We start from the raw sequence: 14,976 nt of genomic DNA on the forward strand, positions 1-14,976 counted from the left end.
CCCTTAAATTGGAAGCAAACAATCGTTTTCTCAACCAGGAAGGTATTGAATCCGATTCGTGTTGAATTATGTGCGATGTAATATGCATCACCAGCAAAATGTTGAAAGGTTGAAGGATATGCACCACCGAGTGTCACTTTCTGCCACCTTGCACCACAACTGGTCAGGCCATTTCCGCCATTATCACCGGGTTACCCTCCTCTGGTTTTTCTAGGTGTCAAAATTTGAGCCCGATACAGACAAACCACTCAATTTCTGACACGACTAAAAATGCAGATAAAGGAATAGTTGCATGACCTACAGCCAGACACTGGCCAATCACATCCTCGACACCCTGAAGAAAACCCTGACCGACAAGGGGATCCGCTATCAGACCCTGGCAGAAGCCATGGGGGTTTCCATCGCCACCGTGAAGCGCATGATGAACAAGCCCTCCCTGCCGTTCGACACCCTGCTGGAGATCTGCCATCTGGTGGGACTCTCCTTCGAAGAGCTGCTGGACCGGACCCAGGATGCCCAGAGCCGCCGGGCCGTCTTTACCCAGGAGCAGGATGAGGCGTTTCACAAGGAGCCGGGGCTCTATGCCTTCCTCGCCAACATCTTCTGGCGCGACAAGACCCTCATCGATCTCAAGCGGGAGTACGGCCTGACCGATGCCTCCTGCTACCTCTATCTGCGCAAGCTGGAGAAGCTCGGCATCCTGCAGCTTGGCATCGACAACAGCTACCACTTCCTCATCAGCGAGCGCATCAGCTTCGAGCAGCACAGCCGCTTCGCCCGCCAGCAGGCGCGCCAGGCCATGTCGGTGCTGGGGGACTATCTGGTGGAGAACATGCACAGGCCCAACAACTACATGGCGCTGTGCCAGCTCCATCTGGGGGAGAGCGAGGCCATGGCGCTGATCGATCGCATGAAGGAGTACTGGCATCAGGAGCTCAAGCTCAACCGCCCCGCCATCGGCCAGCGGGAGGGCAGCAAGACCTACACCATGTCGCTGCAACTGGCGGACTGCGGCTACCAGAGCTTCGACGATCTGATCCCCAACATCGACAACTGATCCCGGTGGATCCTGCGGGATCCGCCATGTCAGCGCCAGAACGCCGCTACTCTGCCAGTTGCACCTGCCGCGCGCCGGTGGCGAGCGGTTGCAGTGCCCGGGTATCCAGGCAGATGCGGATGGCGTCCGGTCGCCAGTGCTCGATGTCGCAATCCACCAGCTTCCCCTCCTCGTCATGATTGACCCGCACCAAGCGCAGCACGGCGCTCCCCTGGGCCAGGTTGAGAGCGCGAGCTATCTCTCCCCGGGCCGCCGAGGGGGTGATCTCGAGGCTCGCCCAGCCCTGGCCTATGCCATAGCGCTGCCGGTAGAGCTCGGTGAGGGAGCTGGCCAGAGGAGCGCTGGCGATGCCGGGGAAGCGGCTCGCCAGCAGGTGATGGCTGACGTGCAGCACCGGGCGACCGTCGATCAGCCGCTGGCGGCGGATCTCGTAGAGCGGCGTAAAGGGTTCCAGACCCATCCAGCGGCACAACTCGCTGCTGGCAAGCTGGTTGCCATGGGCCAGCACCCGGGTCTCGGCGGTGCGCTGCTGCTCGCCAATCCACTGGTGAAAGTGGGTGTGGATGGCGGGATCGTAGGTGAGGCGAGGCGGCGCCACGAACCAGCCGCGCCGCTCGGCCCGGTAGATGAGGCCGTCCGCCTCGAGGCTGGAGAGCGCCTCCTTGATGGTGATGCGGGTGGTGGCGAATCGCTCGCTCAGGGCCCGTTCGGCGGGCAGCTGCTGCCCCGCCGCCAGGTGTCCGCTGCCGATATAGCGGCGCAGGGTCCGGCAAATCTGTTCGCACTTGGAGGGTGTGCGGCCATCGGCCATCCCCTGTTCACTCAATCGCTCTGTCACTGTCACGTCCCTGTCGGTCATTCGGGTTTGCACACCACTGGAGTAGACCAGAGGTTGTCGACCCCGAGTTGTAACCGCCCCTGATGACAGCGCCATGACAGGGCGATTGTCACGAAACTGCCATCAAAGCGCCCCGCCACCGTCATATTTCCCCTCTAGCATCCCTCTCGAACCTTAACTGACCTAGTCCAGAGGGATGGGATGATGAAAAGCGTGATCGCAAGTGCACTGGCCCTGGTGGCCATCAGTCAACCGCTGTTTGCCGCCGAGAACATCGCGGATCTCGAAAAAGCCGCCCGCGGTGAAGGCCAGCTCCAGAGCGTCGGCATGCCGGACAGCTGGGCCAACTGGAAGGATACCTGGCAGCAGCTCGGCAGCATCTACGGCATCAAGCATCAGGATACCGACATGAGCTCCGCCCAGGAGATCGCCAAGTTCGCCGCCGAGAAGGCCAATGCCACCGCCGACATCGGCGACGTGGGCGGTGCCTTCGGCCCGGTCGCGGTCAAGCAGGGGGTCACCCAGCCCTACAAGCCCTCCACCTGGGCCGACATTCCCAACTGGGCCAAGGATGCGGACGGCCACTGGATGCTGGCCTATACCGGCACCATCGCCTTCCTGATCAACAAGGATCTGGTCAAGGCCGCCCCCACCAGCTGGCAATCCCTGCTGGGTGGCGACTACAAGGTGACCCTGGGTGACGTGGGCGTCGCCTCCCAGGCCAACAACGGCGTGCTGGCGGCGGCCTATGCCACCGGCGGCAGCGAGAAGAATCTGAAACCCGCCCTGGATCTGTTCGGCAAGCTGGCCAAGCAGGGCCGCCTGTCGCTGAACGACCCGACCATCGCCAACATCGAGAAAGGCGAAGTGGAAGTGGGGGTGCTGTGGGACTTCAACGCCCTCAACTACCGCGACCAGATCGACCCCAAGAAGTTTGATGTGGTGATCCCGAGCGACGGCTCCGTCATCGCCGGCTACACCACCATCATCAACAAGTGGGCCAAGAACCCCAACGCCGCCAAGCTGGCGCGGGAATACATCCTCTCCGATGCAGGTCAAATCAACCTGGCCCGTGGCTACGCCCGCCCCATTCGCAGCAACGTGACCCTGCCGGATGACGTCAAGGCCAAGCTGCTGCCGGCCGAGCAGTATGCCAATGCCAAGCCGGTGCAGGATCACGCCGCCTGGGAGCAGAGCTCCAAGGCCCTGCCGCGCCAGTGGCAGGAAACCGTCATGATCAACATGCAGTAAGGAGTGGCCAGTGCAACACAAGGTGATAGTGGTACTTGTGGATGGCCTGGCAGCAGAGGTAGCCCATTGCATGGGCTACCTCTGTGGCATGGTGGAGGCAGAGCGCGGCCTGCATACGACCCTGAGTGCCGCCCTGCCCTCCCTCTCCCGCCCTCTCTACGAGTGCATCCTGACCGGCCTGCCGCCGGTGGCGAGCGGCATCACCCACAACGGGGTGACGCGCCTGAGCCAACACGACTCCATCTTCCATCTGGCCCGGGCCGCGGGTAAACGCACCGCAGCGGCGGCCTACCACTGGGTGAGCGAGCTCTACAACCAGAGCCCCTGGCTGGCGGCCCGCGATCGCTTCACCCATGACGAGCAACTGCCCATCCAGCACGGCTGCTTCTACTGGGATGACGCCTACCCCGACAGCCACCTGCTGATGGACGGCGAGTGGCTGCGCAGCCAGTACGACCCCGATTTTCTGCTGATCCACCCCATGGGGGTGGACGATGCGGGCCACCAGTTCGGTCTCGATTCCCGCCAGTACCGCAATCAGGCGCGCCGCATGGACAGCCTGCTGGCCGAGCTGCTGCCCCAGTGGCTGGCAGAGGGGTATCAGGTGATGATCACCTCGGATCACGGCATGAACAACGATCTCAGCCATGGCGGCACCCTGGCCGAGGAGCGCACCGTGCCGCTCTGGCTCTTTGGCGATGCGTTCGTCGAGCGCTGGCCGGATGGGGTAGTGATCGCCCAGACCCAGCTCTGCGCCCTGATGGCGGATCTGCTGGGGGTTCCCCACGACAAGCCGGCAGCCCCCCCGCTGCTCAAGGCGGCCTTTATACGCGAGGTGCACTGATGATGCCTGCCACCACCGAAATCCTCGCGGATCAACAGGTGAAGCCACGCCGGGTGCGCCGCCACTGGCTGCCGGCCCTGGTGCTGCTGCCCTTTGTCCTCTTGATGATCCTGTTCCAGCTCGCCCCCATGGTGTGGGTACTGGTGGGCAGCGTCCAGACAACCGATGGCTGGGGTCTCGACCATTACCGGGAGATTTTGAGCTCCCCCTTCTATCTGCAATCCTTCGGCAACTCCTTGCGCATCGCCGGCATCGCCAGCCTGGCGGGGCTCGCCATCGGCACCCTCGGGGCGGCGGCGCTGCGCCACAGCGGCGAGCGGGTCAAGCGGGTGCTGCTGGCCTTCGTCACCATGACGGGCAACTTCAGCGGCGTGCCGCTGGCGTTCGCCTTCATCATCGTGCTCGGCATCAATGGCGCGGTGACCCTGCTGCTCAAATCCTGGGGCCTCATCGACGGCTTCAACCTCTATTCGGGCAGCGGTCTTATCCTGATTTACACCTACTTCCAGATCCCGCTTGCCCTGCTGCTGCTCTACCCGGCGTTCGACGCCCTGCAGGATGAGTGGCCCCAGGCCGCCGCCCTGCTTGGCGCCAGCAAGGGCCAGTATGTGTGGCACGTGGCGCTGCCGGTTCTGACGCCCGCCTTGCTCGGCACCCTGATCATCCTGTTTGCCAACGCGGTGGGAGCCTATGCCTCCGCCTACGCCCTCACCACCGGCAACTTCAACCTGGTGACCATCAGGGTGGCCAGTCTGGTCTCCGGCGACATCTTCCTCGAGCCGAATCTCGCGGCGGCGCTGGCGGTGATCCTGATGGTGCTGCTGGGGGTGGTGACAGCCGCCAACCAGTGGTTGCTGAAAAAGAGCTATGTGAACAAGGGGCAATCCCATGCATGATTTGACGCCGCGCTGGCCCAGATGGGTGCTGGGGGCGCTGGTCGCCACCCTGTTGCTCCCGCTGCTGGCCACCTTTCTCTACTCCATCTCCACCCGCTGGGGGGCGACCCTGCTGCCGGACGGCTTCACCCTCGACTGGTATCTCAAACTCTGGGGCGACCCGCGCTTTCTGGCGGCCTTTGGCCGCAGCCTCCTGGTCTGTTTCGCCACCCTGCTGCTTGGGACCCTGGTGCTGGTGCCCACCGTGCTGGTGGTGGCCTACTACTTCCCCAGGCTGGATCCCTGGATGAACCTCTTGATCCTGCTCCCCTTCGCGGTGCCGCCCGTGGTCTCCTCGGTGGGGCTGCTGCAGATCTACGCCGACGGCGTGCTGCCGATTATCGGCACGCCGTGGATCCTGATCGGCACCTGGTTCACCGTGGTGCTCCCCTTCATGTACCGGGCGCTGGCCAACAGCCTGCAAGGGGTGCCGCTGAAAGATCTGATGGATGCCGCTCACCTGCTGGGGGCCAGCAGTGCCCGCGCCTTCCTGCTGGTGGTGATCCCCTGCCTGCGCAAGGGACTGCTGGCGGCGCTGTTTCTCTCCCTCTCCTTCCTGCTCGGGGAGTTCGTGTTTGCCAACATGCTGGTGGGCACCCGTTACGAGACCCTGCAGGTCTACCTCTACAACATGCGCGCCACCTCGGGCCACTTCACCAGCGCACTGGTGATGAGCTACTTCCTGCTGACCCTGCTGCTCACCTGGGCGGCCAACAGATTTCATCGGTGAATCAACATGTTCCATCTAGAAGTGAATCAACTGCACAAATCCTACGGCGACACCAAGGTGTTCGAGGGGATTGAATTCGGCATCCGCAAGGGGGAGCTGGTGACCCTGCTCGGCCCCTCCGGCTGCGGCAAATCCACCCTGCTGCGGGCCCTGGCCGGGCTCACCCCGGTGGATGGCGGTCAGGTGCGGGTGGCCGGTGAGGACATTACCTGGCAGGCACCCCAGAAGCGGGGCATCGGCATGGTGTTCCAGAGCTATGCGCTCTTCCCCAACATGACGGTGTGGGACAACGTCGCCTTCGGCCTCAAGATGAAGCCCCAGCCGGGGCGGGATCTCGCCGCCAGCGTGCAGGAGGCGCTGGCGCTGGTGGAGCTGACCGGCTTCGAGCGCCGCTATCCGGGCGAACTCTCCGGCGGCCAGCGCCAGCGGGTGGCCCTGGCCCGCGCCCTGGTGGTGCAACCGCGGATCCTGCTGCTGGATGAGCCGCTCTCGGCGCTGGATGCCCGCATCCGCCGCAGCCTGCGCCAGCAGATCCGCGAGATCCAGCAGCGCCTCGAGCTCACCACCATCTTCGTGACCCACGATCAGGAGGAGGCGCTGACCCTGTCGGATCGGATCTTCCTGATGAACAAGGGGTCCATCGTCCAGAGCGGCACACCGGAGCAGATCTACACCCGCCCCGCCAGCGAGTTCGTGGCGGGCTTTATCGGCAACTACAACCTGCTGGGTGGCGAGCAGGCCAAATCCCTGTTCGGCCCGCGCTTTCGCGGCAAGCTGGCGCTGCGGCCGGAGTCCATCACCCTGCTGCCCGCAGGGGCGGTCAGCCACGAGCCCAGCCTGCCCGGCATCGTTCGCCAGCAGCAGCTGCTCGGCAACGTCATCCGCTATCAGGTGGAGTGCGAGGCGGGGCTGTTGACGGTGGATTGCCTCAACCGCCGTGCCAGCGATCTGCTGCCGGTGGGCAGCGCCGTGACCCTGGTGGTGGCCCGGGATCAACTCTGTGAGGTAGCATAACGCCATGAATCCCATTCATTTTTCAGCCAGTTCCCCGATGCTGGCAGCCAACCCGAGGAGCAGCCATGGCCCTGGCACTGTTTGATCTGGACGAGACCCTGATAGCGGGGGATTCCGCCAGCCTCTGGCTGGAGTACATGGTGGCCCAGGAGCTGGCCCCGGCGGGCATGGTGGCCGAGGAGCAGGCCATGATGTCCCTCTACCACCAGGGCAAGATGGACATGCACCAGTACATGGCCTTCACCCTGCAACCGCTGGCAGGCAGGACGCGCCAGTGGCTCGACTCCCTCTGCACCCGCTTTGCCGAACAGGTGCTGCGGGAGCGTATCTATCCGGAGGGGTTGGCCCGCATCGAGTGGCACCGCCAGCGTGGCGACGAGTTGGTGCTCATCTCCGCCTCCGGCGAGCATCTGGTGGCCCCCATGGCGCAGATGCTGGGGATGGATCACTGCGTGGCCATCCTGCTCGACGAGGAAGCCGGCATGCTGACCGGCCAGACCCGCGGCACCCTGAGTTTTCGCGAAGGCAAGGTGGCCCGCATCAACCAGCTCTTTGCCGGAAAGGAACACCTCTGGCAGGGGAGCTTCGGCTACAGCGATTCCCACAACGATCTGCCCATGCTGCAGGCGGTGAGCCATCCTCATGCGGTCAATCCGGCCCCCGCCCTGCGCCAGTGCGCCGAGGAGCTGGGCTGGCCCCTCTGGACCTGGCAGTTGCACCCTTGATCCGCGCAATGAAGAAGAGGCCCTCAGGCCTCTTCTTTGCTCAACATGCCATCCCCTGAGGGCGAGTCGTCCCGGGGAGCCAGGGGATCCACCATGTAGATGCGATTCTTGCCGTCACCCTTGGCGCGATAGACCTCGGCATCGACCATGGTCAGCAGGCTCCTGGCCCCAAGCCCGGGGGCACTCGCCACCAGGCCGCCGCTGAAGGTGATCCCAAGACCGGGTTCACGCCAGTGCAGGGAGGCCACCCCCATCCTGTACTGCTCCAGCAGCATCTGGCAGAAGTGGATATCGGGATTGGCAAACAGCACCACCAGCTCTTCCCCGCCATAGCGGCATACCCAGCCATGATCCCCCAGCAGCTTGGCGCCAAAGCTGGCCACCCGCTTGAGCACCACGTCCCCGGTCTGGTGACCATAGGTGTCATTAATCCGCTTGAAACCGTCCAGATCGATCATGGCCAGGCAGAAGCGGTCCTGATCGAGCAGCAGCCGATTCAACCGCTCGTCGAAGAAGCGCCGGTTGTAAAGGCCGGTCAGCTTGTCGAGGTTCGCCTGCTGGCGCACCTCGTGATAATCCTTGCTCACCTCCGCCAGCTCGGCATAGACGTGCCTGAGCTCGCGCATCCCCCCCTGGTGCACCTCGTCAGGCTGGGTCCGGCTGGCCCGGATCACGGTGGAGATCTCGTCCAGCATCCGCCTGAAATAACGGGACCAGATCAGTGCCAGCACCATGTAGAGCACGCTGGCCAGCACGATGATCCCGAGCACGTTGAGGGAGGCGCTCGCCACCACCGCCTGGATGCTGGAGGCGGGCAACACGCTGATCAGCACCCAGTTGTGGTCCGGCAGACGGCTGTAGGCCACGAACTGGCGAGACGCCTGATCCAGGAAGATGCCGTCCTCTCCGCTGAAGCGGGAGAGCCAGGTCGGGTGGGTCATGGGCTTGAGCAGTTGTGAGGGATCGGGGTGGGCCAGCACCTTGCCCGACTGGTTGACGATCATCTGGTAGCCGCTGTTCCACTGCCGGTTCAGCTGGGCGGAGAAGGGGGCCAGGATGGCATCCACCGCGAAGACCCCCCGCACCTTGCCCTCCTTGTCGGTGATGGCCCGCGCCAGGGCGATCACCAGCGTGCCGTTGGTGTAGTCGTAGTAGGGTTCGGTCCAGACCATCTTGCCCACATGCTGGCTGGCCAGCTGATACCAGGGGCGCACCCTGGGATCGAAGTCCGCATCCGCCTGCCATTCGGGGTAGATCAGCATCTGGCGCTCGGCGGTGCCCACATAGATGTAGATGAGATCCGCCATCACCCCCTTGTAGAGACGCCACTCCCTGAGATAGGAGTCGGTGTTGCGCAGACGGGGGCCGCTGATGTCCTCCACCTTGACCTGGTCGTAGATGAGGGAGAACTGACGCTCCATCTCGTTCAGGTAGGGCTCGATGAAGACGTGGCGCAACTGGTGATTGGTGGCGAGCAGGCGCTGTTGCAGCTCTCGCTGCAGGCTGCGCTCCATGTGCAAGTAGTAGATGGCGCCCAGCATCAGGACGGGAATGAAGAGCAGAAGCAGGCCCAGGCGCATCCGTGCCACCAGGGACCAGGTCTTTTTGGAGACTGCTCGCTTATCCAACCCTGACTCCATGCTATCCCCTGACATCGTGTAGTGTCAGAATATCAGCCCCACCTGATGGCGTCCAAAGGGAAGCGCATCAGGTGGCCAACGAGAAGGAACTGGCCTGGATGTTGAACCCGGATCTGCTGACCGCGCTCCATTACTGCGCCGTGATCACCCTGACCGGCGCCATCACCTCGGAGTATTTTCTGTTCCGGCGCGGCATGTCCATCGAGCAGGTGCGCAAGCTGCTGCTGGCTGACAGCCTGGCCGCCCTGGCTCTGCTGCTCATCTTCATCACGGGCGTGCTGCTGGTGGTCGCCCATCCCCAGCCACCGGCCATCCTGCTTGCCAATCCGGGTTACCGCACCAAGCTGCTGATGTTCTTCGCCATGGCCATCAGCTTTGGCTACCCCAGCCGGCTGTTCCACCACTGGCGCCGATCCTTGCGCCAGGGACGGGCTCCCCTTGTCTCCACCCAGCAGCAGTTCTGGGTGATCTGGATCCTGCGGGGCAACCTGCTGCTGCTCGGCCTGCTGCCCCTGCTCGCCAAGCTGGCCAGCCGCTGATCCTGCCCTCGCCCGGCAACAAATGGCTGACGACAAACGCCCCTTCTCGCAGGTATCGTAATGGCGGGGCCCGAGTGCCGCCGAGACTCTTTCTCAGGGATGATTCCGTATGCGTTCAAACATGATGTTATTGATGGCCGCCGCCATCTGGGGGCTGGGCTTCGTCGCCCAGCGCCTGGGGATGGATCACATGGGGCCCTTCACCTTCAACGGCCTGCGTTTCCTGCTAGGCGCCCTCTCCCTGCTGCCGCTCTTGTGGTGGCTCAAGTCACGCCAGCCGCCCCAGCCTGCCGGTGATCACCGCCTGCTGCTGACCGGGGGCCTCATCGCCGGCACCGTGCTCTTTTCCGCCGCCTCCCTGCAACAGGTGGGGCTGCTCTACACCACGGCCGCCAAGGCGGGCTTCATCACCGGCCTCTACATCATCCTGGTCCCCGTCATCGGCCTGGCCCTGCGCCACAAGACCGGGGCCAACACCTGGGTAGGCGCCCTCATCGCCATGGCCGGGCTCTACTACCTCAGCGTCACCGAGGAGTTCACCATCGGCTACGGCGATCTGCTGCAAGTGATCGGGGCCCTGTTCTGGGCCGTGCACCTGCTGGTGCTGGATCACTACTCGAACCGGGTCGCCCCCATTCGTCTTGCCGGGGTGCAGTTCGTGGTGTGCGGCCTGCTCAGCCTGGCCACGGCCTTCGTCATCGAGACCCCGACGGCGAGTGGTGCCGTAGCGGGCTGGCAGGCGCTGCTCTACGCCGGTCTGGTCTCGGTCGGCATCGGCTATACCCTGCAGGTGGTGGGGCAGCGCGGTGCCCATCCGGCCCACGCCGCCATCATCCTCAGCCTGGAGACGGTGTTCGCCGCCATCGGCGGTGTCCTGCTGCTGGGGGAACATCTGGACGAACGGGCCGTGGTCGGCTGCGCCCTGATGCTGGCGGGGATGCTCATCTCCCAGATCCGCCTGCGCTGGTGGTGGAAGTCCCGCCGCAACAAGGTGCCCAGCCAGCCCTGATATCTGCGGTGGTCATTGACTCCAAATAAAACGAGGCGCCCTTGGGCGCCTCGTTTTATTGCCGCCTGCCTAGCGCACACTGGAGCAGAAGCTCACGTCATCCCGCAGCGGGTCATTGCTCACGCTGTGATAGAGCTCGAAGCAGGGGCCGTCCCCAAAGGCGAGCCCGGCCGCGACGATATCGCCGATGTGCTCCTGCCAGCGCTCCCCGTACTGGCTGCGATCCGTGATGAGATAGCGGGACTGGGCGTAGCGTCCGGCGGGGATGAGCTGAATTTCCACCTCCCCCGCCCCCAGGGTACCTACCGGCACGCTGATACCGATATCGGTGCGGCACTGGGCCGGCGGCGTCACCTCGGGGTTGTCGTGGTAGATGAAGATCCACTCTCCCCCTTCCAGGCCACGGGGCGCGGCCCACTGGTGAAGGCGATGGCAGACGGCGTCATACCCTTCGCCATAGGGGCCGGTCACGCGGATATAGGCCAGGGTGCGGGCGTCCATCTCGACGGTGTTCATGGTGTTGCTCCTTGCTGATGAGTGGCCTTCAGCATAAGGGAGTGCCCCTTGCCATGCGTGTCCTTCCTTGCGATCCAGGTGTCCGTTCTTGCCCTTGTCGCGGCGAAACGCCCCCGGGGTGCAACCATAGTGACGACGAAACGCCTTGGCGAAAGCCTGGGAGCTGCCAAGCCCCGCCCCCAGGGCGATGGCGGTGACGCTGGCATCGGTGTAGCAGAGCTGCCACGCCGCCCGCTGCATCCGCAGGCGGCGGCACATCTCGCCGGGGGCCTCCCCCACCACGGCGGTGAACACCCGGTGGAAGTGGTAGAGGGAGAGGCAGGCGCGACTCGCCAGCGCCTCGATGGAGAGATCCGGATCCCGCTCCAGTGCCCGCAGCACCGGCGTCAGGCGCTCGCGATAGTCGATCATCGGCGCACCCTGGCCATGTAGAGGGCATCCACCAGCACCCCATGACGCAGGCCGTAATCCCGGGCAACGCCCTCCTCCACAAAGCCCGCCTTGCGATAGAGGGCCAGGGCTGCCTGATTGTCGGCCCAGACCGTCAGCTCCACCCGCGTCAAGCCGAGCCAGTTGTCCGCCAGATCCAGCGCAGCCTGCATCAGGGCGGTGCCCACCCCGCGCCCGGCCCAGTCATCGTGTACCGCCATGCCGATGCTCGCCACGTGGCGGCGACGGGGGGCCGGCTCCACCATCAGGACCAGCGCGCCCGCTACCTCCCCCTCCCACTCCGCCAGCAGGCTGTAGATGCCATCCCGCGGGGTCAGCTTCTGCTCCCACTGCTGCAGGGAGGGGAAGGGAAGTTGCAGGGTGCCCGCCTGGGCATGGGGCATGGCGTGAAGATCCCGCAGGGCGGCGGCATCTTCCGGCCCGGCGCGGCGAATGGTGATGGACATGAGACCTCCTGATTGGCTGAATCCCATCTTGCCGCAAGGCTGGCGTCTGTTTCCACCCCCATCAGCGAAACCAATCAAAGGGTTAGGCACACTCCATTGGAGCCGCTCCCCCACTTCCCCTAGTCTGGCGACTCATCACAAGGAGACCCGCCATGACCGACAAGACCCTGCGCAGCGCCAACGGCGCCCCCGTCGTCGACAACAACAACAGCCTCACCGCCGGCCCCCGCGGCCCCGTCCTGATGCAAGACATCTGGTTGATGGAGAAACTCGCCCACTTCGACCGCGAGCGCATTCCCGAGCGGGTGGTGCACGCCAAAGGCTCGGGCGCCTACGGCACCTTCACCGTGACCCACGACATCAGCGCCTTCAGCAAGGCCGACCTGTTCAACGCCGTCGGCAAGCAGACCCCGGTGTTCCTGCGCTTCTCCACCGTGGCCGGCGAGAAGGGGGCCGCCGACGCAGAGCGGGACGTGCGCGGCTTCGCCCTCAAGTTCTATACCGAGCAGGGCAACTGGGATCTGGTGGGCAACAACACCCCGGTGTTCTTCATTCGCGATCCCCTGAAATTCCCCGACTTCATCCACACCCAGAAGCGGGATCCCCGCACCAACCTGCGCAGCGCCACCGCCGCCTGGGACTTCTGGTCACGCCACCCGGAATCCCTGCACCAGGTCACCATACTGTTCAGTGATCGCGGCATTCCCAGGAGCCTGCGGGAGATGAACGGCTACGGCAGCCACACCTTCAGCTTCATCAACTCGGCCAACGAGCGCTTCTGGGTCAAGTTCCACTTCAAGACCGAGCAGGGCCACAGCTTCTACACCGATGAAGAGGCGGCCACCGCCGTCGGTCAGGACAGAGAGACCAGCCAGGCGGATCTGTTCAACGCCATCGAGCGGGGGGACTTCCCGCGCTGGAAGGTCTATGTGCAGGTGATGCCGGAGGCCGAGGCCCAGACCTACAAGATCCACCCGTTCGATCTCACCAAGGTGTGGCCCCACAAGGACTACCCGCTCATCCCGGTGGGCGTGCTGGAGCTCAACCAGAACCCGGACAACTACTTCGCCCACGTGGAGCAGGCCGCCTTCACCCCGGCCAACGTGGTGCCCGGCATCGGCTTCTCGCCGGATCGCATGTTGCAGGGGCGGCTCTTCTCCTACGGTGACACCCAGCGCTATCGCCTCGGCGTCAACCACGGCCTGCTGCCGGTCAACGCCCCGCGCTGCCCGTTCCACCACGGTGCCCACCGCGACGGCGCCATGCGAGCGGACAGCAATGGCGGCGCCAGCCCCAACTACCAGCCAAACCGCTTCGGCACCCAGCAGCCGAGCGAGCAGCACGAACCGGCCCTGAGTCTGGAAGGGGCTGCCCTGCACTACGATTTTCGTGACCATGACAGCGACTACTACAGCCAGCCGGGGGATCTCTTCCGCCTGATGGACGAGGGGCAGCGTGCCCGGCTCGCCGCCAACCTGGCCCGCTCCCTCATCAACGTGGAGGATGACGCCATCGTCGCGGCCCAGCTCAGGCACTTCGAGCAGGCCGACCCCGAGTACGCCAAACGGGTCGAGCTGGCCCTGGCCGCCCTGCAACGCTGAGTCGCAGGCAGCCAACCTCTGCAAAAGCAAAACGGGGGCCTGATGGCCCCCGTTCTCGCATGACGGTCTTTGATGAATGAAAAACGCAGCCCGAGGCTCCGATTTCAATGCCGTATCCATCCTGGACGCAGCGCCCTCGCGCGCTTCCCTCCCTTGCCAACAAGGGTTTTACCGCCAGCTTACGGCGGCAACGACGTTGTGCACTGGCAGAGCGGCACCATTATCCACCTGTGGTAATAAACCTGCCTGCGGTAATGCACTTTTAGTCACCAATAAAAACGGAGCCCGAGGCTCCGTCTTTCCATGCCGTATCCATCCCGGACGCAGCGCCCTCGCGCTTCCCTCCCTTGCCAACAAGGATTTGCACCGCCAGCTCACGGCGGCAACGACGTTGTGCACTGGCAGAGCGGCATCATTATCCACCTGTGGTAATAAACCTGCCTGTGGTAATGCACTTATATTCACCAATAAAAACGGAGCCCGAGGCTCCGTTCTTCCATGCCGTATCCATCCCGGACGCAGCGCCCTCGCGCGCTTCCCTCCCTTGCCAACAAGGGGTTGTACCGCCAGCTCACGACGGCAACGACGTTGTGCACTGACAGAGCGGCATCATTATCCACCTGTGGTAATAAACCTGCCTGCGGTAATGCACGTTTAGTCACCAATAAAAACGGAGCCCGAGGCTCCGTTGTTCAATGCAGTATCAATCCCGGACGGAACGCGCTTCGCGCTCTTCCCGCTCCCTTGCCAACAAGCGTTTGTACCACCAGCTACTGCGACGACGTTGTGCATTGGAAGAGCGACGAGCCATTGCTTAGATCCCAGTCAAGAGAAGAAAGAGCCGCATTATGCGATAGAGATCACGCCCGTGTCTGTAGCTGGATCAAGAAAAGGCTCACTGGCCCACCCGGATCGTCCGCTGGTTGCCCTCCGGTTCACCACTCTGTGACGGCGTCGTCACCTCTCGCCAGATCAGGGGGCCATTGGTCTCCATCGCCTGTTGCGGCGCGCACTCCAGCCAGAGCTCCCCCTGCTGGATACGGGCCCCCTGGGAGTATTTCTGATCCTGATACCAGCACACCCGCTCGGGCAGCGAACCAAGGGGCAGCACCAGCTCGGTGCCCACCGAGTGGCTGAGGGTGTTGGACGCCGGGGCGGCCAACGCGGGGAAGAGCCAGCCAAGGGCCAGCAGACAACCTGCACAACGGATCATGGGAATTCCTGTCACGGGGGAGTGAAAGTGTAGAGCGACCAGCAGAGCCCTCGACTTGACCAATAAATGTCGGCTCATCTGGCATTCCGGAAGCAATATGATAGCCTGCCTGCGCCCGCCAAGGCCTGTCAGGGTTCTGCCGTGGGCCCCCACCGGCATCGCCGGGAT

15 protein-coding genes are annotated in these 14,976 nt (G+C 64.0%); 10 read left to right on the plus strand and 5 right to left on the minus strand.

Going from position 1 to position 14,976, the window contains the following annotated elements; translation table 11 throughout:
• The first annotated feature begins 292 nt into the window (after positions 1–292).
• Positions 293–1,057 carry a helix-turn-helix domain-containing protein gene (locus H7R73_RS21030; protein WP_010675913.1) on the plus strand — a complete coding sequence of 255 codons (765 nt, stop codon included), beginning with the start codon at positions 293–295 and terminating at the stop codon, positions 1,055–1,057.
• Between the two features lie 46 nt (positions 1,058–1,103).
• Here the strand turns inward: H7R73_RS21030 and H7R73_RS21035 are convergent, their stop codons facing one another.
• A complete protein-coding gene (locus H7R73_RS21035) occupies positions 1,104–1,916 on the minus strand; it encodes a UTRA domain-containing protein (RefSeq protein WP_039040129.1) in 813 nt (270 codons plus the stop codon).
• Between the two features lie 183 nt (positions 1,917–2,099).
• On the opposite strand from H7R73_RS21035, the gene H7R73_RS21040 reads away from it, so the two are divergent.
• The 6 genes from H7R73_RS21040 (at position 2,100) to H7R73_RS21065 (ending at position 7,394) form a co-directional block, all read left to right on the plus strand.
• Entirely contained in the window at positions 2,100–3,146 is a 1,047-nt protein-coding gene (locus H7R73_RS21040) for an ABC transporter substrate-binding protein (RefSeq protein ID WP_010675915.1), read from the plus strand.
• A gap of 10 nt (positions 3,147–3,156) precedes the next feature.
• Entirely contained in the window at positions 3,157–3,990 is an 834-nt protein-coding gene (locus tag H7R73_RS21045) for an alkaline phosphatase family protein (RefSeq protein ID WP_103260897.1), read from the plus strand.
• Complete coding sequence (locus H7R73_RS21050; protein WP_103260898.1) at positions 3,990–4,886, plus strand: ABC transporter permease; 897 nt, start codon at positions 3,990–3,992, stop codon at positions 4,884–4,886. Before H7R73_RS21045 ends, H7R73_RS21050 begins: the two co-directional genes overlap by 1 nt.
• Positions 4,879–5,655, plus strand: a complete 777-nt coding sequence (locus tag H7R73_RS21055; protein WP_039040132.1) for an ABC transporter permease — start codon at positions 4,879–4,881, stop codon at positions 5,653–5,655. The genes H7R73_RS21050 and H7R73_RS21055 overlap by 8 nt, the downstream gene beginning before the upstream one ends.
• A 6-nt stretch (positions 5,656–5,661) precedes the next feature.
• Positions 5,662–6,669: an ABC transporter ATP-binding protein gene (locus H7R73_RS21060; protein ID WP_103260899.1), complete on the plus strand. Its 1,008-nt coding sequence runs from the start codon at positions 5,662–5,664 to the stop codon at positions 6,667–6,669.
• Positions 6,670–6,734: 65 nt separating this feature from the next.
• Entirely contained in the window at positions 6,735–7,394 is a 660-nt protein-coding gene (locus tag H7R73_RS21065; protein WP_041211889.1) for an HAD family hydrolase, read from the plus strand.
• A 23-nt stretch (positions 7,395–7,417) separates the two neighbouring features.
• Here H7R73_RS21065 and H7R73_RS21070 read toward each other — a convergent pair whose 3' ends face one another.
• Positions 7,418–9,022, minus strand: coding sequence for a sensor domain-containing diguanylate cyclase (locus tag H7R73_RS21070; RefSeq protein ID WP_103260900.1), 1,605 nt, complete (start codon positions 9,020–9,022; stop codon positions 7,418–7,420).
• A gap of 110 nt (positions 9,023–9,132) precedes the next feature.
• Here H7R73_RS21070 and H7R73_RS21075 point away from each other — a divergent pair, with 110 nt between their 5' ends.
• Both H7R73_RS21075 and H7R73_RS21080 read left to right on the plus strand, forming a co-directional pair.
• On the plus strand, positions 9,133–9,573 hold the full coding sequence (locus tag H7R73_RS21075) for a DUF2214 family protein (protein ID WP_103261195.1): 441 nt from the start codon (positions 9,133–9,135) through the stop codon (positions 9,571–9,573).
• A gap of 109 nt (positions 9,574–9,682) precedes the next feature.
• Positions 9,683–10,582, plus strand: coding sequence for a DMT family transporter (locus H7R73_RS21080; RefSeq protein ID WP_042864813.1), 900 nt, complete (start codon positions 9,683–9,685; stop codon positions 10,580–10,582).
• A gap of 69 nt (positions 10,583–10,651) precedes the next feature.
• Here the strand turns inward: H7R73_RS21080 and H7R73_RS21085 are convergent, their stop codons facing one another.
• Both H7R73_RS21085 and H7R73_RS21090 read right to left on the minus strand, forming a co-directional pair.
• A complete protein-coding gene (locus H7R73_RS21085) occupies positions 10,652–11,509 on the minus strand; it encodes an AraC family transcriptional regulator (RefSeq protein WP_103260901.1) in 858 nt (285 codons plus the stop codon).
• Complete coding sequence (locus H7R73_RS21090) at positions 11,506–11,994, minus strand: GNAT family N-acetyltransferase (protein ID WP_010675925.1); 489 nt, start codon at positions 11,992–11,994, stop codon at positions 11,506–11,508. Before H7R73_RS21090 ends, H7R73_RS21085 begins: the two co-directional genes overlap by 4 nt.
• A 152-nt stretch (positions 11,995–12,146) precedes the next feature.
• On the opposite strand from H7R73_RS21090, the gene H7R73_RS21095 reads away from it, so the two are divergent.
• Entirely contained in the window at positions 12,147–13,595 is a 1,449-nt protein-coding gene (locus H7R73_RS21095) for a catalase (protein ID WP_103260902.1), read from the plus strand.
• A gap of 895 nt (positions 13,596–14,490) precedes the next feature.
• On the opposite strand, the gene H7R73_RS21100 is transcribed toward H7R73_RS21095, so the two are convergent.
• Positions 14,491–14,808: a DUF1496 domain-containing protein gene (locus H7R73_RS21100; protein ID WP_039040821.1), complete on the minus strand. Its 318-nt coding sequence runs from the start codon at positions 14,806–14,808 to the stop codon at positions 14,491–14,493.
• Between the last annotated feature and the right edge of the window lie 168 nt (positions 14,809–14,976).

It is taken from the genome of Aeromonas sp. WP2-W18-CRE-05 (assembly GCF_014168615.1).
Taxonomy (GTDB): Bacteria; Pseudomonadota; Gammaproteobacteria; order Enterobacterales; family Aeromonadaceae; genus Aeromonas; species Aeromonas caviae.

Coding starts and splice junctions, on each gene's coding strand:
- H7R73_RS21030 (WP_010675913.1), top strand. CDS start 293: ATGACCTACAGCCAGACACTGGCCAATCACATCCTCGACACCCTGAAG.
- H7R73_RS21035 (WP_039040129.1), bottom strand. CDS start 1,916: ATGACCGACAGGGACGTGACAGTGACAGAGCGATTGAGTGAACAGGGG.
- H7R73_RS21040 (WP_010675915.1), top strand. CDS start 2,100: ATGAAAAGCGTGATCGCAAGTGCACTGGCCCTGGTGGCCATCAGTCAA.
- H7R73_RS21050 (WP_103260898.1), top strand. CDS start 3,990: ATGATGCCTGCCACCACCGAAATCCTCGCGGATCAACAGGTGAAGCCA.
- H7R73_RS21055 (WP_039040132.1), top strand. CDS start 4,879: ATGCATGATTTGACGCCGCGCTGGCCCAGATGGGTGCTGGGGGCGCTG.
- H7R73_RS21060 (WP_103260899.1), top strand. CDS start 5,662: ATGTTCCATCTAGAAGTGAATCAACTGCACAAATCCTACGGCGACACC.
- H7R73_RS21065 (WP_041211889.1), top strand. CDS start 6,735: ATGGCCCTGGCACTGTTTGATCTGGACGAGACCCTGATAGCGGGGGAT.
- H7R73_RS21075 (WP_103261195.1), top strand. CDS start 9,133: ATGTTGAACCCGGATCTGCTGACCGCGCTCCATTACTGCGCCGTGATC.
- H7R73_RS21080 (WP_042864813.1), top strand. CDS start 9,683: ATGCGTTCAAACATGATGTTATTGATGGCCGCCGCCATCTGGGGGCTG.
- H7R73_RS21085 (WP_103260901.1), bottom strand. CDS start 11,509: ATGATCGACTATCGCGAGCGCCTGACGCCGGTGCTGCGGGCACTGGAG.
- H7R73_RS21090 (WP_010675925.1), bottom strand. CDS start 11,994: ATGTCCATCACCATTCGCCGCGCCGGGCCGGAAGATGCCGCCGCCCTG.
- H7R73_RS21095 (WP_103260902.1), top strand. CDS start 12,147: ATGACCGACAAGACCCTGCGCAGCGCCAACGGCGCCCCCGTCGTCGAC.
- H7R73_RS21100 (WP_039040821.1), bottom strand. CDS start 14,808: ATGATCCGTTGTGCAGGTTGTCTGCTGGCCCTTGGCTGGCTCTTCCCC.